Here is a 16177-nt window from a genome sequence, read left to right on the forward strand (position 1 = left end):
AGGAAGCGTTACCCGCAAGTAACGATATAGCGATGCCAGCGTTACCGTTAAGTAACGCTGGCATCCGTCAAATTGTAGCGCTGAATCTTTTCCCATAAACTTTTACGGGAGATGCCTAAATGCTCTGCGGTTTTCGATTTCTTATAGTCACATTGTTTCAAGGCGGCTGCGATATAGTCCCGTTCAAAAAAATCAACGGCCTCTTTAAGCGCCAATCCCCCTTGAATAGTGTGCTGCGCAGTGGTCACCACCGAAGCGCTCAGCAGGTCCTGCGGCAGATCATCGGGAAGAATCAGTTCACCACTACTCAGGGCCACAGCACGTTCCATGGCATGTTCCAGTTGACGGATATTCCCTGGGAAGTGATGATGAAGCAGAATATTCAACGCCTCTGTAGACAGATGGCGGACCGGTTTATTCATCTGCGTGGAAAACTTGTCGAGAAACATTTCAGCCAGAGGCTCAATGTCTTCGCGGCGCTCACGTAACGGTGGTACGTCAATATGGATCACGTTGAGACGATAAAACAGGTCTTCGCGAAACTTGCCACCGGCAACATCGTCACTGAGAATATGATTGGTTGCGGCGACAATACGCACATCAATCAGAACTTCTGATTTTCCACCAAGGGGTTGCACCTTGCGCTCTTGCAACACCCGTAACAACTTCGCTTGAGATGCCAGCGGAAGATCTCCGACCTCATCAAGGAACAACGTACCGCCATTGGCCAGCTCAAACTTCCCTTTACGGTTTTCCGTCGCGCCAGTGAACGCTCCTTTAACAAAACCGAACAGTTCTGACTCAATCAGGTTGTCAGGCAAAGCGGCACAGTTCACTTTCACCAGTGGACCGTTGCGTCGCGGACTGTTCTGATGGAGCAATTCCACCACGCATTCTTTGCCGGTGCCGTTCTCGCCGGTCACAAGAACCGTAGAATCGATTTGCCCAAGGGAAACCGCCATATCCATGACGCGCAGAGCAGCATCGCTGTGAACCACCAGGCATTTCATTTTTTCATCAGACTGGCGGGATCTGAGAGATTCGTTTTCTTCACGCAAACGTTTCTCTTCGGTAACATCACGGCTAATCAACAGCGTCCCAAGATAAGTGCCGTCCGGGGCTTTGATCGCGGTATAAGAATTGGAGAAAAAGCGCTTTTGTGCGTGAATAATGCGGCTACCAGAGGAGATACGGCCTGACTTAAGGCTTTCGATCAACTGGCGGATACGGTCGTGCATCCGTCCAGGATGCAGTGAATAAATGCTACGTCCGATAATCCGCTCCGCCTTAACCCGCCGTATCCTTTCGGCTGCGGGATTGCAAATACAGATGACATCGTCTGCATCGAGGAAAACAACACCCTCTGTCATCTCTTCAACAATCGATTGATAGATCGACGTCACTTCTTTAGCCATACGCCCTCCTGCAATGTTCCCATTTGGTAACAACATAGCCTAGTGGAGCGGACAAAATCAACGCATAAAAAAGGGGTGCCCAGTTGGGCACCCCATAATCATAATCAATAAATGGATTAATTTTTTTAGCGCAATTACTTGATGCCAGCGGCATCTTCGAGCATTGCAGTGGTAACGGACTTGGGACGCTCGATAGCGTAACCCAGAGCACGGTCCCAAGTGATGTTGGCCAAGCAGCCCAGTGCACGACCCACACCGAACAGAACAGTGTAGAAGTCGTACTCAGTAAGGCCGTAGTACCACTGGATAACACCAGACTGAGCGTCAACGTTAGGCCAGGGGTTCTTCGCTTTACCATGCTCGAGCAGTACGTCCGGAGCTACTTCGTAGATCATAGCAACCAGCTGGAACAGAGGATCTTCCTTCAGACCCGGAGTGTTCAAGCAGAACTCGCGCTGAGAAGTGTAACGGGGGTCAGTCTTACGCAGAACAGCGTGACCGTAACCCGGGATAACTTGACCGCTGTTGAGCGTATCCCACAGAGCAGCTTTGAGCTCGTCTTTGGTCGGAACCTTGCCGCCCAGTTTCTCCATGAAGTTTTGAGTCCATGCGAGAACTTCCTGGTTAGCCAGACCATGCAGAGGACCAGCCAGACCGTTGATACCAGCAGCATAGGAGTAGTAAGCGTCAGACAGAGCCGAAGCAACCAAGTGAGTGGTATGAGCGGAAACGTTACCAGACTCATGGTCAGAGTGCAGGATGAAGTACATACGAGCAACGTCTTTGTACTCGTCGCACTGACCGATCAGGTGAGCGAACTGACCGCCCATATCCAGCTCAGGATCAGGAGCGATATGAGTGTCGCCTTTGTACTTCATGCGGTAGATGTATGCTGCGATGGGACCCAGTTTAGCCATCAGGTCGTTGGAGTCTTCCAGCATATCTTCCCAGCAAGTCATTTTGTTGAACTTACCGGCAGCATAGTTAGATGCGAATACGGAATCACGTTGCATAGCAACGATCGCTGCGGAGAACATAGCCATCGGGTGAGAATCGCGAGGCATAGCGCGCAGAACGTCGATGACGTATTCGGGAACTTGGGAACGTTGCTTCCAGTCTTCTACAACTTCCAGAGTTTGCTCCATGGTCGGAACATCGCCGGTCAGCAGCAGGTACCAGAAACCCTCAACATAAGGATAGTCACTACCCGGAACTTTGGGCAGAGCCGCGAAAGTCTCAGGAATTGTCATACCACGGAAGCGGATACCTTCCATCGGGTCGAGGTAAGAGATATCGGTAACCAGGCACTTAATGCCACGGGCACCGCCAATAGCTTGAGCGATAGTTACTTCGCCCAGAGTCGTATCACCACACTCTTTGACCAGACGGGTGGTACGAGGACGGTGAGCATCGATCTTTTGCTTCAATACTTCCTTCAGTGTTGACATGTTTCTCTCCTTATAAAATGAATAGAAAACAGGGTGATATTTCTACCACCAACCGACTACATAACCTCAAGAAGGAGTCCCCCGACAACCCGCTTGAGGAGTAAAACTCAATGAAAAAGGCACAGCTTGATCTGCGTCAATTTCGTCTAGAAGTTTTAGCAAACTCAATATATAGCGTCAAGGAGTTTTTGTATACAGTATTCTACTGAGAGCGGTGACATTTTTGTTCCCTTCCGATTTTAGCACATGATACAATGCCTAAATAATGAGCATTACGACACTTAAAATCGGCGCGGTAACCCTGAAAAACAATTTGATTCTTGCCCCGATGGCAGGGATCACTAACTCCCCTTACCGCCAAATCGTCATGGAATCAGGAGCTGCGTTAACCTATTCAGAAATGATCAGCGGCAATGGACTGATCCGCGACGGCTTGCGAACCCTCGAACTGCTGAAACGGACTCTGGTTGAAACCCCTTTTGCCGTACAATTATTCGGCGACGATCCTGAGGTACTGGCTGAAGCAGCTCACATTGCCAGCCGTTATGGGGAACTTATTGATCTTAATATGGGGTGCCCGGTTAAAAAAGTGGTCCGTTCCGGGGCGGGCAGCGCCCTGATGCAAGAGCCGCAGAAAGTGGCTAAAATCATATGTGCCATGCGTCAGGCCACGAGCTTGCCGCTGACGGTTAAAATCCGCTCCGGCTGGACTGTTGCTGACATCAACTTTCAACTCATCGGTCAGATCTGCCAAGACGAAGGTGCCGATGCGGTGATCCTCCATCCGCGTACCCGCTGTCAGGGGTTCGGTGGCCACTCGAACTGGCAGCACATTCGGCAACTGAAACAGCATCTGACCATCCCGGTTATCGGCAGTGGCGATATCATAACAGCCGACGACGCTTTTGCCATGCTGGAGCAAACCGGTTGTGATGGGATCATGATCGGTCGCGGCAGCTATGGTAACCCCTGGCTGTTCAACGCGATCGTACAACGGGCGGCAGGCGAAGAGGTTACGCCACCCAGTCGGCAACAACGCCTTGAAACAGCCCTGCGTCATCTCAATTTGTATGCGGGCTACTACGGCGAGAGAAAAACCCTGCTTGATATGCGCAAACATCTATGCTGGTACTCACGCGGACTTAACGGGGCCTCAGAATTCAGGGCCGCAATCAACCGCTGTACCACACTGACCGAGGTTAAAGAACAAAGCATCTCTTTTTTCAACCAAGAAAGTAACTGAGCGTGTCATTAACCACATCACCAGACCAACTGGCGCAAAACGTTCTGGCCAGCACGACCGAAGCGATCATTGTCATCGACATTGATTACAAGATCGTCCTGCTCAACCCGGCGGCTCAAAACCTCACCGGCATGTCCGCCCGACAAGCCACAGGGCAACACATTGAAGCGCTGTTCAAGGACCAGGAGGGTTTGCTCTATCTGGTCAACACCTCCATGCAGGAAGGCCGCTCAATTTCCGACCGGGAAACCATTCAACTCAGTCGACCGACAGCACCCGACTTGCCGGTCAGTGCCACGGTTTGCCCTCTGTTCACCGAGAGCGGAAAGCAGGAAGGCGTTATCCTGTCACTTCATGATGCATCCCACGTCCGCCAACTGGAACAAGACGTTCAACGTGCCGATCGCCTGGTGATGCTCGGCACACTGGCAGCGGGCCTGGCCCATGAAATCAAAAATCCGCTGGGCGGCATCAAAGGCGCTGCGCAATTATTAACGATGGAACTGGCGAAGCGCGACGATTTGCTCGAATACATGCAGGTGATGATCAAGGAAACCGACCGGATCAACGAGATCATTGAAGAGCTGATGAATCTGACCACCCCGCGCTCTCAGGTGCTCAGTGAAGTCAATCTGGCCAAGATCATCCGCGAGATCGTTCTTTTACAACAGCAATCAGAAGCTGCGGAAGACAAAACGTTTGACTTGCAACTCGATCCGACGATTCCGCCAATTACCGGTGATCAGACCCTGCTGACGCGCTTGCTTCTAAACATCATTAAAAACGCTGTTGAAGCAACGGTTCCCGGCGGTACCATTACCATTTCCACCCGCATCGATACTCAACACCACCTGACTAGGCCAGGCCAACCGCCGGTGCCGTTTGTGGTGGTCAAAGTGACGGATAACGGGTGCGGCATCAGTAAAGAGCTACTGAAAAAGATCTTTACCCCATTTTACACCACAAAAAGTACCGGAAGCGGCCTCGGCCTGGCAATCAGCCAGAAGATCGTCTCAGACCATGACGGCTTGCTTCATTTTGACAGCATTGAGGGAGAAGGAACCTGCTGCAGGATCTACCTCCCCTTCAAACGAGACTACAACACCTCATTGAGTTGATCTTTACGGAGTAAAACCATGGCACTAGAACGTGTTCTTGTCGTCGACGACGAAGAAAGCATCCGCTGGGTCCTTTCCAAAGCTCTTACCCGCCAGGGGCTCAAAGTTGACCTGGCCGATTGCGGAGCCAATGCCCGCAAACTGCTGGAGGAAAATGACTACGACCTGGCCCTTATCGACATTAAAATGCCGGATGTCTCGGGCCTGGACCTGCTGGACGAACTGCATGAAAACTTCCCGCGTCTCTCCGTGATTATGATGACGGCTGAATCGTCGATGAAAAATGCCGTAGAAGCCATGAAGCGCGGCGCTTACGACTACATCACCAAGCCGTTTGACCTTGATGCACTGGACGGCATCATTCTCAAGGCACAAAAGATCGCCAATACCCAGGCTGAAGTTCTGCGCCTGAAAAGCGCCATCAAAAACCAGAATCAGTCCGAACGCAGCATTATAGGCAACAGTAAGCCGATGCAGGAGGTCTACAAGCTTCTCGGCAAAGTATCCGCATCCGACATCACCGTTTTGATCACCGGTGAGTCCGGAACCGGAAAGGAACTCATTGCCCGGGCTGTTCACTTTAACAGCAAACGGGTTGGCCAACCCTTTGTCGCCCTGAACTGCGCCGCAATCCCTCACGAACTGCTCGAAAGTGAATTATTCGGCTTTGAAAAAGGCGCCTTCACCGGAGCAACGGAACGCAAAATCGGCAAGTTTGAACAGGCGAACGGCGGCACAATCTTCCTTGATGAAATCGGCGACATGCCTCTGGAGCTTCAAGCCAAGCTGTTGCGAGTGATTCAGGAAAAAGAGATCACCCGAACCGGCGGCAATCAGGCTATTGACATTGATGTGCGGATCGTTGCCGCAACTAATCAAGATCTGGAAAAGTGCGTTGAGAAAAAAATCTTCCGTGAAGATCTCTACTACCGTCTCAATGTTCTGCCGATCAGCCTGCCGCCTCTGCGCGAACGTGCGGAAGACATCCCGCTACTGGTCGATTTCTTCATCCGCAAATCCAACGATGAATTTGGTTCTGTGGTCAGCAGCTGCAGCGAAAAAGCTATGGAACAACTGGTTCGTTACCCGTGGCCGGGCAACATTCGCGAACTGGAAAACACCATCCAACGCGCCTGCCTGCTGAGCCAAGGTCAGGTTTTGCGTGCCAGCGATTTTCCTCAACAATCTACAGATATTCCGGCCCAGGAAGAGAACGACTCCCTTGAGTCATTAATTGAGACCAAGCTGCGCACCTCGCTGGCCAAGAAAGACATCGTCGAAATCAACGACCTGTATGAGATGGTTCTCCACCAGATGGAGCGCCCTCTGATCCGCATTATTCTCGACAAAACACGCGGAAATCAAGTCCGCGCTGCCGAGATCCTCGGTATCAATCGCAACACGCTGCGTAAGAAAATCCAAACATTGGGGATTATTCCGGAAAAAGGCGGCGAATAAGCTATCCGATCAGGGCACGAAGAGCGAAAAGGGAAGACAGCAAACGCTCTCACGCCCAAACCATCAACACGATACCACCCAAAAACAAAAACGCCCTGTCCTCAGGACAGGGCGTTAAAATTCTTCGCGCTTAGCTTGGTTTTCAAACCGGGTAAACTGACCTCGGAACGTCAGATGGACGGTACCGATCGGACCATTACGCTGCTTACCAATAATAATTTCGGCATCCTGTTCATGCCCCTTATCGCAACTGCCATCGCGTCGTCGGCACGCTTCGCAATACACCGATTCACGATAGACAAACATAATAACGTCGGCATCCTGCTCAATCGCTCCGGATTCCCGCAGGTCAGCCATGATCGGCCGTTTGTCCGTACGATTTTCCAGAGATCGATTCAGCTGAGACAACGCAATCACCGGCACATTGAGTTCTTTGGCCAGCGCTTTAAGGGAGCGGGAGATCTCTGAAATCTCCTGCTGACGGCTCTCCGGATTACTCCCCTGCATCAACTGCAGGTAGTCAATCACAATGATTCCCAGATCATGTTCCGCCTTAAGTCGCCGCGCCTTGGAACGTAACTCAAGAACCGAAATTGCCGGGGTATCGTCAATGAAGATTTTCGCTTCGGAAAGCAGCCCGGCACCATTGGTCAACTTGGGCCAATCCGTCTCACCAAGATGGCCGGTACGCAGACGACTGGCATCGACACGGGCCACCGAGCACAACATCCGTTGCACCAACTGCTCCTTGCCCATCTCCAGCGAAAAAACCAGGGCAGCACTCGGATTATTCGAATGCATGGCGGCATATTCGACAACGTTGAGACAAAAAGCGGTTTTACCCATGGAGGGACGACCCGCTACAATCACCAGGTCACCCGGCTGCAAACCAGCCGTCATGGTATCCAAATCAGTGTAGCCCGTCGGCACCCCGGTCACTAGCTCTTTACGCTCATAGAGCTTTTCGATCGCTTTGAACGTATCCTTCATAATCTCTTTGGTCGAGAAATAGGAAGGACGTGTTTTCATACTGGAGATTTCAAAAATCGACTTTTCAGCCCAGTCGAGGGTTTTATCCATCTCCTGCCCCTCGTAACCACGCGATGCAATTTCAGTCGCGACATTGATCATGTGGCGCGCAACCGCCTTTTCCTTCATCAACTTGGCGTAATAGGTGATATTGGCAGCTGTCGGCACATAATCGACCAACGATGCCAGATAACTGCTGCCACCAACAGCATTCAATTGATCGTTTTGTTTGAGTTCAGCCGTCAAAGTAACCAAGTCGGCGGGCTCGTTGCGTTCGGAAAGAGCAATCAGGGCAAGAAAAATCTGGCGATGACTTTCGCGATAAAAATCATCAGGGATGAGCAACTCCAGCGCCTTATTCAGCGCATCGTTCTCAAGTAGGATTCCGCCGAGCACAGACATCTCAGCTTCGAGATTCTGCGGCGGTAAGCGGTGAGCTGGTATCTCAGTCATAAAAGGCATCACCGTCGGCAGCAGCCATAAATGACTGCTGCCGACACGTGAAAATTACTCAGCCGCAGCAACAACAGTAACTTTAATTTCTGCAACGACATTGCCGGGCAGCTTGACATTAACCGTCTGCTCACCCAGTGCTTTAATCGCTTCATCCAGTTGGATTTTTTTACGATCAATTTCAACATCGGCTTCAGCCAGCTTCGCAGCGATATCGGCGCTGGTCACTGAACCGAACAGCTTACCCTCTTCACTGGCACGCAGTTCAAATTCGCAGGCAGCTGCCTCAATTTTAGCCTTGAGCGCTTCAGATGTCTTAGCAATTTTCAGAGCCTTACGCTCGAGCTGACGCTTCTGATGCTCAACTTCCTTAACATTGCCCTGATCCGCAACAACAGCGAAACCTTTAGGCAACAGATAATTACGGGCATAGCCCGGCTTTACATTTACGATTTCGCCGATTTCACCCAGCCCATCGATACTTTCAGTCAAAATGATTTCCATCGTTCTCCTCCACAAAGGATCTACGTTGTCTTTACGCGTGGCTTTCGAAAGTCGAACCACATATCAAACACCCCTATGGCTGTCACCAAAAGAGGCAAAGGATTCACCACAAGAATCAGCAGATAGCCGAAAACTCGTGACAAGGTCGAAAACGCTTTTTTCCTGAAGAAAAAAGTGATAATGGCGATGCCCTGCAGGAAATACAGGGGTAATATCACCGTCAAACAATTCAGGGCGAGTTGTTGAACCACCGGCTGTTTGATCAGCAGGGAGAACCCTGCAGCGATCAGTACCCAAACCAGGTACTCAGACAGCTTAAGGTGATGAAACATACACCCGGGTACCGCATAAGTACGTTGTGGGGCAACTTTAAGCAACCCCACGGTCATCAGCGACAACAGCATGAAAGCTGTTGTTGCCAAGCCCCAAAAAGCCTGACGAAAAAAATCGGCTGTTGAATCAAGGACCAGATAAAGATTATCCAGTTGATCCTTGGGCAACTCAGCCTGGTCGTAAATCGTTCGCGCTGAAGCGACCTCTTTATCAATGTATTGATTGACCATTTCGGTCACGGTCATCTCCTGGCGTGCGGCATACCCCCCAGCAAATCCTCCTGCCAGTACCGCCGTACACAGCGTACATATCAGAACACTGCGCAACCAGGATATTCCCACCTTCAGCAACCAGGGCAAGCCGATGGTTGCCATGGAAAATTGAAGGAGATACAGACCGCCAGAGTAAAATCCGGCCACGGCATATTGAATTGCCGCAGTCAATGTCACTCCAACTAATGCACTGCCGACACCGTAACGCATCCCAACATAGGCCAATGGCATGGCCATAAACATGTTGAGGAATGCTGAAACAGGGCCTAGCGTTGACGCACTCAATAGCAAGCTATTGGTGACGACACTTCCAAGTAGGATCGCCAGAAGGCGATTCATCCGACCCGGAGTTTCCTGCACAGCAAAATTGATCGCCAATTAATCGACCGTCCGGTTTGAAGTAAAGGACAACAGAGCAATGTTACGTGCACGTTTGATTGCTTCAGTTACTTTACGCTGATGTGTTGCGCAGTTCCCGGAAATACGGCGAGGAACAATCTTGCCGCGCTCAGAAATGAAATAGCGCAGAGTACGAACCTCTTTGTAATCAATTTTCAGTGAACTGTCTGCGCAGAAACGGCAACCTTTACGACGGCCAAAACGACGACGGGGTGCCCCTTTTTTTGCAAATGCCATAATTTATATCCTCCAGAATATTGTCGGTTAAACGTTATTCGTCCGCTTTTTCCTCGGTGGCGCCTTCTTCAGCTTCTTCAACGCTTTCCTCGGCTTCAGCAACCTCTTCAAGACCGTTTTCAAGAATCAAGGTCTGAAACTTGATCACAGCATCATCGAGACGCATACGGCGCTCGAATTCCTTGATGACAACATTCTCGGCATTGAAGTTGATCAGAACATAGGTGCCCTGCTCACATTTCTTAACCGGATAAGCCAGGCGCTTGGTGCCCCACTCGTCCACTTTAAGAATCTCAGCATTCTGGTCCGTCAACACGCCTTTGAATTTTTCAATCACGGCCGTGTATTCGTCACCCACAATCTGAGGATTGACAATTAATACAGTTTCATAGGTACGCATGCGTAAACCTCCTCATGGATATTAGCCCCGGTCTTCCCCGGAACAAGGAGCGAGCACTTACCTTAAATGCCCGACTTGCAGAACTGTGATATCTAACACAGCAGGTGTCAGATGTCCAACGTTTTATCGTGCCATCAGGGAACTAAACGTTAAAGCGAAAATGCATGACGTCACCATCTTTGACGAGATACTCTTTGCCTTCAACGCGCAACAGCCCTTTTTCTTTTGCACCGGCCTCACCTTTTGCGGCGATGAAATCATCATAAGCAATAACTTCGGCACGAATGAAACCTTTTTCAAAATCGGTATGAATCACCCCGGCCGCCTGGGGAGCCAAAGCATTTTCAGGAACCGTCCAGGCCCTGACTTCCTTAACACCAGCGGTAAAATAGGTAATCAGGCCGAGCAGCCGATAACCGGCCTGAATCATCTGGTCGAGTCCTGACTGGTCCAAGCCCATTTCCTGGAGAAAATCACTTTTCTCTTCGGGATCAAGTTCAGCAATTTCCGATTCAATTTTGCCGCAGATAATCACAACTTCAGCGCCCTGTTCAGCAGCATAGTCGCGAACCTTCTGCACATGGGGATGCTCACCAGCCAGATCATCTTCAGCAACATTAGCCACATAAAGGACCGGCTTAATGGTGATAAGATGGAGATCCTGGACCATTGCGCGCTGCTCATCACTCAACGCAGCAACACGGGCAGGCTGGCCATCATTCAAGCACTGCTCAAGAGCCTCCAGCGCAACCAGTTCGGCCTGACTGGCCTTATCACCACTTTTAGCCAACTTCTGAATTCTGGTTTTACGCTTTTCAACGCTCTCCAGGTCGGCCAGGTTCAACTCTGTCTGAATCACATCAATATCACGCAACGGATCGACAGAGCCGTCAACATGCACCACATTGTCATCTTCGAAACAACGAATAATATTGGCAATGGCGTCTACCTGGCGAATGTGTCCAAGAAACTGGTTGCCCAGCCCCTCGCCCTTGCTGGCCCCTTTAACCAAACCGGCAATGTCGACAAATTCCATGGTGGTCGGCAACACCCGTTGCGGGTTGACGATTTCAGCCAGCGCATCAAGTCGCTTATCCGGAACGGCGACAATACCGACATTGGGCTCGATGGTACAAAACGGATAGTTTGCCGACTCAGCACCAGCAGACGTAATGGCGTTAAAAATTGTCGACTTACCAACGTTCGGCAGACCAACAATGCCACACTTAAATCCCATAACGGTTCTCCAAACAACGATAGCCGGAGCAGATGCCCCGGCTATCCATTATCGACATGCGTCGTTTTCTACTAGGCTAACAGCGGTGCGATAACCAGAGAAACAACACTCATCAGCTTGATAAGGATGTTCATGGCCGGGCCAGAAGTATCCTTGAACGGGTCGCCGACGGTGTCGCCGATAACCGCAGCAGAATGAGCTTCGCCACCTTTTTTCTCACCTTCAAGCTTACCGGATTCGATATACTTCTTGGCGTTATCCCAAGCACCGCCACCGTTGGACATCATCAGAGCGAGCAGGACACCAGCCAAAGTGGCACCGGCGAGCATACCACCAAGAGCTTCTTTACCCAGAACAAAGCCGATCAGTACCGGAGCAACAACAGCCACAACACCAGGCAGAACCATCTCTCTCAAAGCAGCTTGAGCAGAGATATCGATGCACTTCTCAGGCTCCGGCTTAACGCCTTCCTTACCTTCAAGCAGGCCGGGAATTTCACGGAACTGGCGTCGAATTTCGTCAACCATTTGACCGGCAGCCCGACCAACACTGGTCATAGTCAGAGCACCAATGAAAAACGGAAGTGCGCCACCAATCAGCAAACCAACAACCGTACGAGGCTGAATCAGGTTAATGGCCTCCAAACCAACCGTCGTTGCATAAGCGGAGAACAGTGCCAAGGCCGTCAGAGCAGCAGAACCAATGGCAAAACCTTTACCAACGGCAGCGGTCGTATTACCAATCGCATCCAGACCGTCGGTGATTTCACGAACATCAGGACCGAGACCGGCCATTTCCGAAATACCACCGGCGTTATCCGCGATGGGGCCGTACGCATCAACCGTCATGGTAACACCGACAGTTGCCAGCATACCAACGGCTGCGATACCGATGCCGTAGAGACCGGCAAAGTAATTCGCAACCAAGATGCCTGCACAAATAATCAGGATCGGAGCAGCGCAGCTTTCCAGACCAACTGCCAGACCGGCAATGATGTTGGTTGCCGGACCGGTCTTACTGGCTTCGGCAATACGACGAACCGGCGCTTCCGCAGTATAGTATTCGGTGATCAGACCAATGGCGATACCAGCCAAAGAACCACCAACCAGTGCCAGGAACACACCAAAGCTCAAGCCCATGATCAAAATAATGAACATGGAAGCGGCCAGGAACAACCCGGCAGCAACAAAGGTGGTCAAACGCAGAGCATCAGCAGGATCTTTCTCAGCAAAGCGCTTCATGGAGTAGATGCCAGCGGCAGAGAAGATCAGGCCAAAGGAGGCCAGCAGCAGAGGCAGCGCCATAGCGGCAGACTGAACATCAGGACCACCGAGTTTTTCAAGCAGTGCAGGGCTGGCAGCAGCGGCAATGGCGATGGTTGCAATGATGGAGCCGACATAAGATTCAAAAATGTCCGCACCCATACCAGCCGTATCACCAACGCAGTCACCAACGTTGTCGGCGATAACACCGGGGTTACGAGGATCGTCCTCGGGGATACCGGCTTCAACCTTACCTACCAGGTCAGCACCGACGTCAGCGGCCTTGGTGTAGATACCACCACCAACACGGGCAAACAGTGCAATGGATGAAGCACCCATGGCAAAACCGTTAATATAACGGGCACTCTCCGGATCGCCGCCGAAGAAACCATAGACAATGCCAACGCCAACCAAGCCAAGAGACGCGACAGACAGTCCCATAACAGCACCACCGTTATAGGAAACTTCCAACGCCTTAGCCTGACCATGCAGTCGGGCCGCTTCCGTGGTACGAACATTGGCGCGCGTTGCGGCCTTCATACCGATGAAGCCACAAGTCATAGAGCACAGGGCGCCACCGAGAAATGCCATGGCGGTCTGAATGCCCATACCCGCCAAAATTAGCAGAAAAACTGCGGCAATGAATATCGCCAGAACACGATACTCACGACGCAAAAAAGCCATCGCACCATTATGGATAGAATCCGAAATGTCTGCCATGACTTCATTACCTACAGGTTCAGCTTTTACTTTGTTGTACAACATGATCGCAGCTCCAAAGCCGACGATCCCTAGAATTACGGCAAAATATGCCATTGCCAATCTCCCCCTTACGTTGTGAATATTGTCTATGGGTTTAAAACATTGCGCCCATTGTAGTTACACATGGCCTTTTGAAGCCCCTGATCAATAATGGCTTCAACGATTTCAGCCGCATACATGAGCACCGTAGTTAACTGCTTCTTCTCACTTGCGGAAAAGGATTTCAGTACATAGGCTGCCACATCCGCACCAGCGGGTGGCCGATCCACACCGACACGCACCCGGATATAATCACGTGTCGACAAGGCTTGATCAATGTGTCGTAAACCGTTATGTCCGCCGTGACCGCCGCCTTGTTTGATTCTGACTTCACCAAAAGGCAGATCGATCTCGTCGTGTATCACGACCAAATCCCCCGATGTCACATCGAGGGATTTACATGCGGAGGCCACACTGGCACCGCTAAGGTTCATAAACGTCTGCGGTTGAAGCAGCATCACCTGCTGCCCACCGCACCGTCCAATACCATACAGGCCCTGATGACCTTTTTTCTTCAATGAGATCTGATGGCGTGCAGCAAGCTGATCAACCACCATAAACCCGACATTATGCCGAGTTACCGCATAACGTTCGCCCGGATTTCCCAGCCCGGCAATAACCATCGGGATTATTCTTCGCCCTCGGCGACCTCTTCAGTTTCTTCACCCTCTTCACCTTCAACGTCGTCAGACGGCTTATGACCGACAACAGTGATGACAGTAAAGTTAACATCGTGAGGCAGTTCAACACCTTCAGGAGCCGTGACATCATCAATATGGACAACATCGCCGATCTCAAGTGCTTCAACGTCAATATCAATGTGACCGGGAACGTTGGCAGGCAGACAAACAACCTCAAGCTCCTTACGAATCACCTGCAGGTTACCACCTGCTTTCTCACCGGCGGACTTGCCAACAGCATTGACAGGAACCATGAACGAAAGCATTTTATTGCTATCAATCGCTTGGAAGTCAACGTGCGTGGCATCACGACGGATCGCATCCACTTGAATATCTTTAACGACTGCCAGCACACCGTCAAAGGGGCCGTCACCTTTCAGAGTCAGCAGGGTGTTCCAACCGGCCTCACCACTGATCGCCTCTTGCAGAGCCTTCGGCTCAACGTTAACGGTGCAGGGTTCGATACCCGGGCCATATACAACGCCGGGAACCAGGCCGTTACGGCGGGCACTACGTGCGCCCCCTTTGCCTACCCGCTCACGCAGGGCAACATTTAATTCTGCTTGTGCCATGATTTTACTTCCTCCATATAAACAGCGTCGGCTTTGAGCCGTTCACGCCTTATTAATTGAACGTTTAAACAAACAACGAACTAACCGAATCATCTGAATGAATTCGGCGGATCGCTTCTGCGAGCAATTTGGACACGGGCAACTGACGAAGATTGGAACATGTTTCGACCTTATCAGCACATGGGATGGTGTCGGATACAACAACCTCTTCAAGGCAACTGTTGCTGATTCGCTCCAGAGCGGGCCCCGACAGAACCGGATGGGTCGCATAGGCATAAACCTGACGAGCCCCTTCCGCCTTCAGAGCTTCGGCAGCATGGCACAAGGTGCCAGCGGTGTCGATCATATCATCGACAATAACGCAAACCTGATCCTTGACATCACCGATAATGTGCATGACCTCTGACACATTGGGACCGCTACGACGTTTGTCGATAATGGCCAGACCAGCATCAAGACGTTTTGCAAAAGCACGCGCCCGCTCGGTCCCACCGGCATCAGGAGACACTACGACAACACGCTCTTTAAAACGGGATTGAACGTCTTCCAGCAACACCGGTGCGGCATACAGATGATCAACAGGAATATCAAAGAAGCCCTGAATCTGACCAGCATGAAGATCCATGGTCAAAATACGGTCAATCCCCGTTGTCGAAAGCAAGTCAGCAACCAGCTTCCCTGTGATCGGCGTGCGCGGTGCGACCTTGCGGTCCTGACGGGCGTAGCCGAAATAAGGAATGACCGCCGTGATACTGGCGGCTGAAGCACGCTTCAAAGCATCCGCCATGATCAGTAATTCCATCAGGTTGTCATTGGACGGAGCACAGGTCGACTGAATCACATAGACATCGCGTCCACGGACATTCTCGCCGATTTCGACCATTATTTCGCCATCGGAAAAACTTTTGACATTGGCACTGCCCAGTGGCACCGACAGGTGGCCACAAATATCACGCGCCAAGGTCAGATTCGAATTACCTGCAAAAACTTTGAATTTGTTCACGTCATATCCTGATGAAACGGCAAAACGACACACCGCCTGCAAGCAGGCGGTACAAACAAAAAAAACCTCTCAATGCATGGTGTGTTTGGGCAACCAAACTATCATCGTAAGAGGTTTTAAAGTGGCTGGGGCGCCAGGGATCGAACCTGGGAATGCCGGAATCAAAATCCGGTGCCTTACCGCTTGGCGACGCCCCATCATTGACTTTATAGGTTACGACTAGCGAGCCCATCATTTTTGACAATCTCTTCTGAGCGAGTCGTGGAGGCGTTATACAACAAAGCTTGTGGGGTGTAAACAAAAAAATTGCCTG

15 protein-coding genes and 1 tRNA gene are annotated in these 16177 nt (G+C 51.0%); 3 read left to right on the forward strand and 13 right to left on the reverse strand.

Features of this window, described 5'->3' with window-relative positions; all coding sequences use genetic code 11:
- Positions 1 to 47: 47 nt before the first annotated feature.
- Both DACE_RS11475 and DACE_RS11480 read right to left on the reverse strand, forming a co-directional pair.
- Positions 48 to 1415 carry a sigma-54 interaction domain-containing protein gene (locus DACE_RS11475; RefSeq protein ID WP_006001387.1) on the reverse strand — a complete coding sequence of 456 codons (1368 nt, stop codon included), beginning with the start codon at positions 1413 to 1415 and terminating at the stop codon, positions 48 to 50.
- Positions 1416 to 1549: 134 nt separating this feature from the next.
- Positions 1550 to 2863 (reverse strand): citrate (Si)-synthase, encoded by a 1314-nt coding sequence (locus DACE_RS11480; RefSeq protein WP_006001391.1) that lies wholly within the window; start codon positions 2861 to 2863, stop codon positions 1550 to 1552.
- Positions 2864 to 3128: 265 nt separating this feature from the next.
- Between DACE_RS11480 and dusB the strand changes: the two genes are divergently transcribed.
- Genes dusB through DACE_RS11495 form a run of 3 tightly spaced genes read left to right on the forward strand, consistent with a single transcriptional unit; the run spans position 3129 to position 6682 of the window.
- Complete coding sequence (dusB, locus tag DACE_RS11485) at positions 3129 to 4106, forward strand: tRNA dihydrouridine synthase DusB (protein ID WP_006001392.1); 978 nt, start codon at positions 3129 to 3131, stop codon at positions 4104 to 4106.
- A gap of 2 nt (positions 4107 to 4108) precedes the next feature.
- A complete protein-coding gene (locus DACE_RS11490) occupies positions 4109 to 5224 on the forward strand; it encodes a two-component system sensor histidine kinase NtrB (RefSeq protein WP_006001394.1) in 1116 nt (371 codons plus the stop codon).
- A gap of 18 nt (positions 5225 to 5242) precedes the next feature.
- Positions 5243 to 6682, forward strand: a complete 1440-nt coding sequence (locus tag DACE_RS11495; protein ID WP_006001396.1) for a sigma-54-dependent transcriptional regulator — start codon at positions 5243 to 5245, stop codon at positions 6680 to 6682.
- 114 nt (positions 6683 to 6796) lie between these two features.
- Here DACE_RS11495 and dnaB read toward each other — a convergent pair whose 3' ends face one another.
- The 11 genes from dnaB to DACE_RS11550 form a co-directional block, all read right to left on the reverse strand.
- Complete coding sequence (gene dnaB / locus DACE_RS11500; RefSeq protein ID WP_006001398.1) at positions 6797 to 8164, reverse strand: replicative DNA helicase; 1368 nt, start codon at positions 8162 to 8164, stop codon at positions 6797 to 6799.
- Between the two features lie 54 nt (positions 8165 to 8218).
- Positions 8219 to 8668, reverse strand: a complete 450-nt coding sequence (gene rplI / locus DACE_RS11505; protein WP_006001400.1) for a 50S ribosomal protein L9 — start codon at positions 8666 to 8668, stop codon at positions 8219 to 8221.
- A 20-nt stretch (positions 8669 to 8688) separates the two neighbouring features.
- The gene (locus DACE_RS11510; RefSeq protein ID WP_006001402.1) at positions 8689 to 9612 is read right to left on the reverse strand and encodes a DUF2232 domain-containing protein; all 924 of its coding nucleotides are present in this window, start codon (positions 9610 to 9612) and stop codon (positions 8689 to 8691) included.
- Positions 9613 to 9651: 39 nt separating this feature from the next.
- Positions 9652 to 9909, reverse strand: a complete 258-nt coding sequence (gene rpsR, locus DACE_RS11515; RefSeq protein WP_006001404.1) for a 30S ribosomal protein S18 — start codon at positions 9907 to 9909, stop codon at positions 9652 to 9654.
- A 34-nt stretch (positions 9910 to 9943) separates the two neighbouring features.
- The gene (gene rpsF, locus DACE_RS11520) at positions 9944 to 10309 is read right to left on the reverse strand and encodes a 30S ribosomal protein S6 (RefSeq protein WP_006001406.1); all 366 of its coding nucleotides are present in this window, start codon (positions 10307 to 10309) and stop codon (positions 9944 to 9946) included.
- Between the two features lie 142 nt (positions 10310 to 10451).
- Positions 10452 to 11546, reverse strand: a complete 1095-nt coding sequence (ychF, locus tag DACE_RS11525; RefSeq protein ID WP_006001408.1) for a redox-regulated ATPase YchF — start codon at positions 11544 to 11546, stop codon at positions 10452 to 10454.
- Positions 11547 to 11617: 71 nt separating this feature from the next.
- Positions 11618 to 13624, reverse strand: coding sequence for a sodium-translocating pyrophosphatase (locus DACE_RS11530; protein ID WP_006001409.1), 2007 nt, complete (start codon positions 13622 to 13624; stop codon positions 11618 to 11620).
- A 32-nt stretch (positions 13625 to 13656) separates the two neighbouring features.
- Positions 13657 to 14232, reverse strand: coding sequence for an aminoacyl-tRNA hydrolase (gene pth, locus DACE_RS11535; protein WP_006001411.1), 576 nt, complete (start codon positions 14230 to 14232; stop codon positions 13657 to 13659).
- A gap of 5 nt (positions 14233 to 14237) precedes the next feature.
- On the reverse strand, positions 14238 to 14861 hold the full coding sequence (locus DACE_RS11540; RefSeq protein ID WP_006001414.1) for a 50S ribosomal protein L25: 624 nt from the start codon (positions 14859 to 14861) through the stop codon (positions 14238 to 14240).
- 64 nt (positions 14862 to 14925) lie between these two features.
- Complete coding sequence (locus tag DACE_RS11545; protein ID WP_006001416.1) at positions 14926 to 15864, reverse strand: ribose-phosphate pyrophosphokinase; 939 nt, start codon at positions 15862 to 15864, stop codon at positions 14926 to 14928.
- Between the two features lie 122 nt (positions 15865 to 15986).
- Positions 15987 to 16061 (reverse strand) — tRNA-Gln (locus DACE_RS11550).
- Positions 16062 to 16177 lie beyond the last annotated feature (116 nt).

Source organism: Desulfuromonas acetoxidans DSM 684 (genome assembly GCF_000167355.1).
Lineage (GTDB): Bacteria > Desulfobacterota > Desulfuromonadia > Desulfuromonadales > Desulfuromonadaceae > Desulfuromonas > Desulfuromonas acetoxidans.

Coding starts and splice junctions, on each gene's coding strand:
- dnaB (WP_006001398.1), bottom strand. CDS start 8,164: ATGACTGAGATACCAGCTCACCGCTTACCGCCGCAGAATCTCGAAGCT.
- rpsR (WP_006001404.1), bottom strand. CDS start 9,909: ATGGCATTTGCAAAAAAAGGGGCACCCCGTCGTCGTTTTGGCCGTCGT.
- DACE_RS11480 (WP_006001391.1), bottom strand. CDS start 2,863: ATGTCAACACTGAAGGAAGTATTGAAGCAAAAGATCGATGCTCACCGT.
- dusB (WP_006001392.1), top strand. CDS start 3,129: ATGAGCATTACGACACTTAAAATCGGCGCGGTAACCCTGAAAAACAAT.
- DACE_RS11495 (WP_006001396.1), top strand. CDS start 5,243: ATGGCACTAGAACGTGTTCTTGTCGTCGACGACGAAGAAAGCATCCGC.
- rpsF (WP_006001406.1), bottom strand. CDS start 10,309: ATGCGTACCTATGAAACTGTATTAATTGTCAATCCTCAGATTGTGGGT.
- ychF (WP_006001408.1), bottom strand. CDS start 11,546: ATGGGATTTAAGTGTGGCATTGTTGGTCTGCCGAACGTTGGTAAGTCG.
- DACE_RS11530 (WP_006001409.1), bottom strand. CDS start 13,624: ATGGCATATTTTGCCGTAATTCTAGGGATCGTCGGCTTTGGAGCTGCG.
- DACE_RS11540 (WP_006001414.1), bottom strand. CDS start 14,861: ATGGCACAAGCAGAATTAAATGTTGCCCTGCGTGAGCGGGTAGGCAAA.
- rplI (WP_006001400.1), bottom strand. CDS start 8,668: ATGGAAATCATTTTGACTGAAAGTATCGATGGGCTGGGTGAAATCGGC.
- DACE_RS11475 (WP_006001387.1), bottom strand. CDS start 1,415: ATGGCTAAAGAAGTGACGTCGATCTATCAATCGATTGTTGAAGAGATG.
- DACE_RS11510 (WP_006001402.1), bottom strand. CDS start 9,612: ATGAATCGCCTTCTGGCGATCCTACTTGGAAGTGTCGTCACCAATAGC.
- pth (WP_006001411.1), bottom strand. CDS start 14,232: ATGGTTATTGCCGGGCTGGGAAATCCGGGCGAACGTTATGCGGTAACT.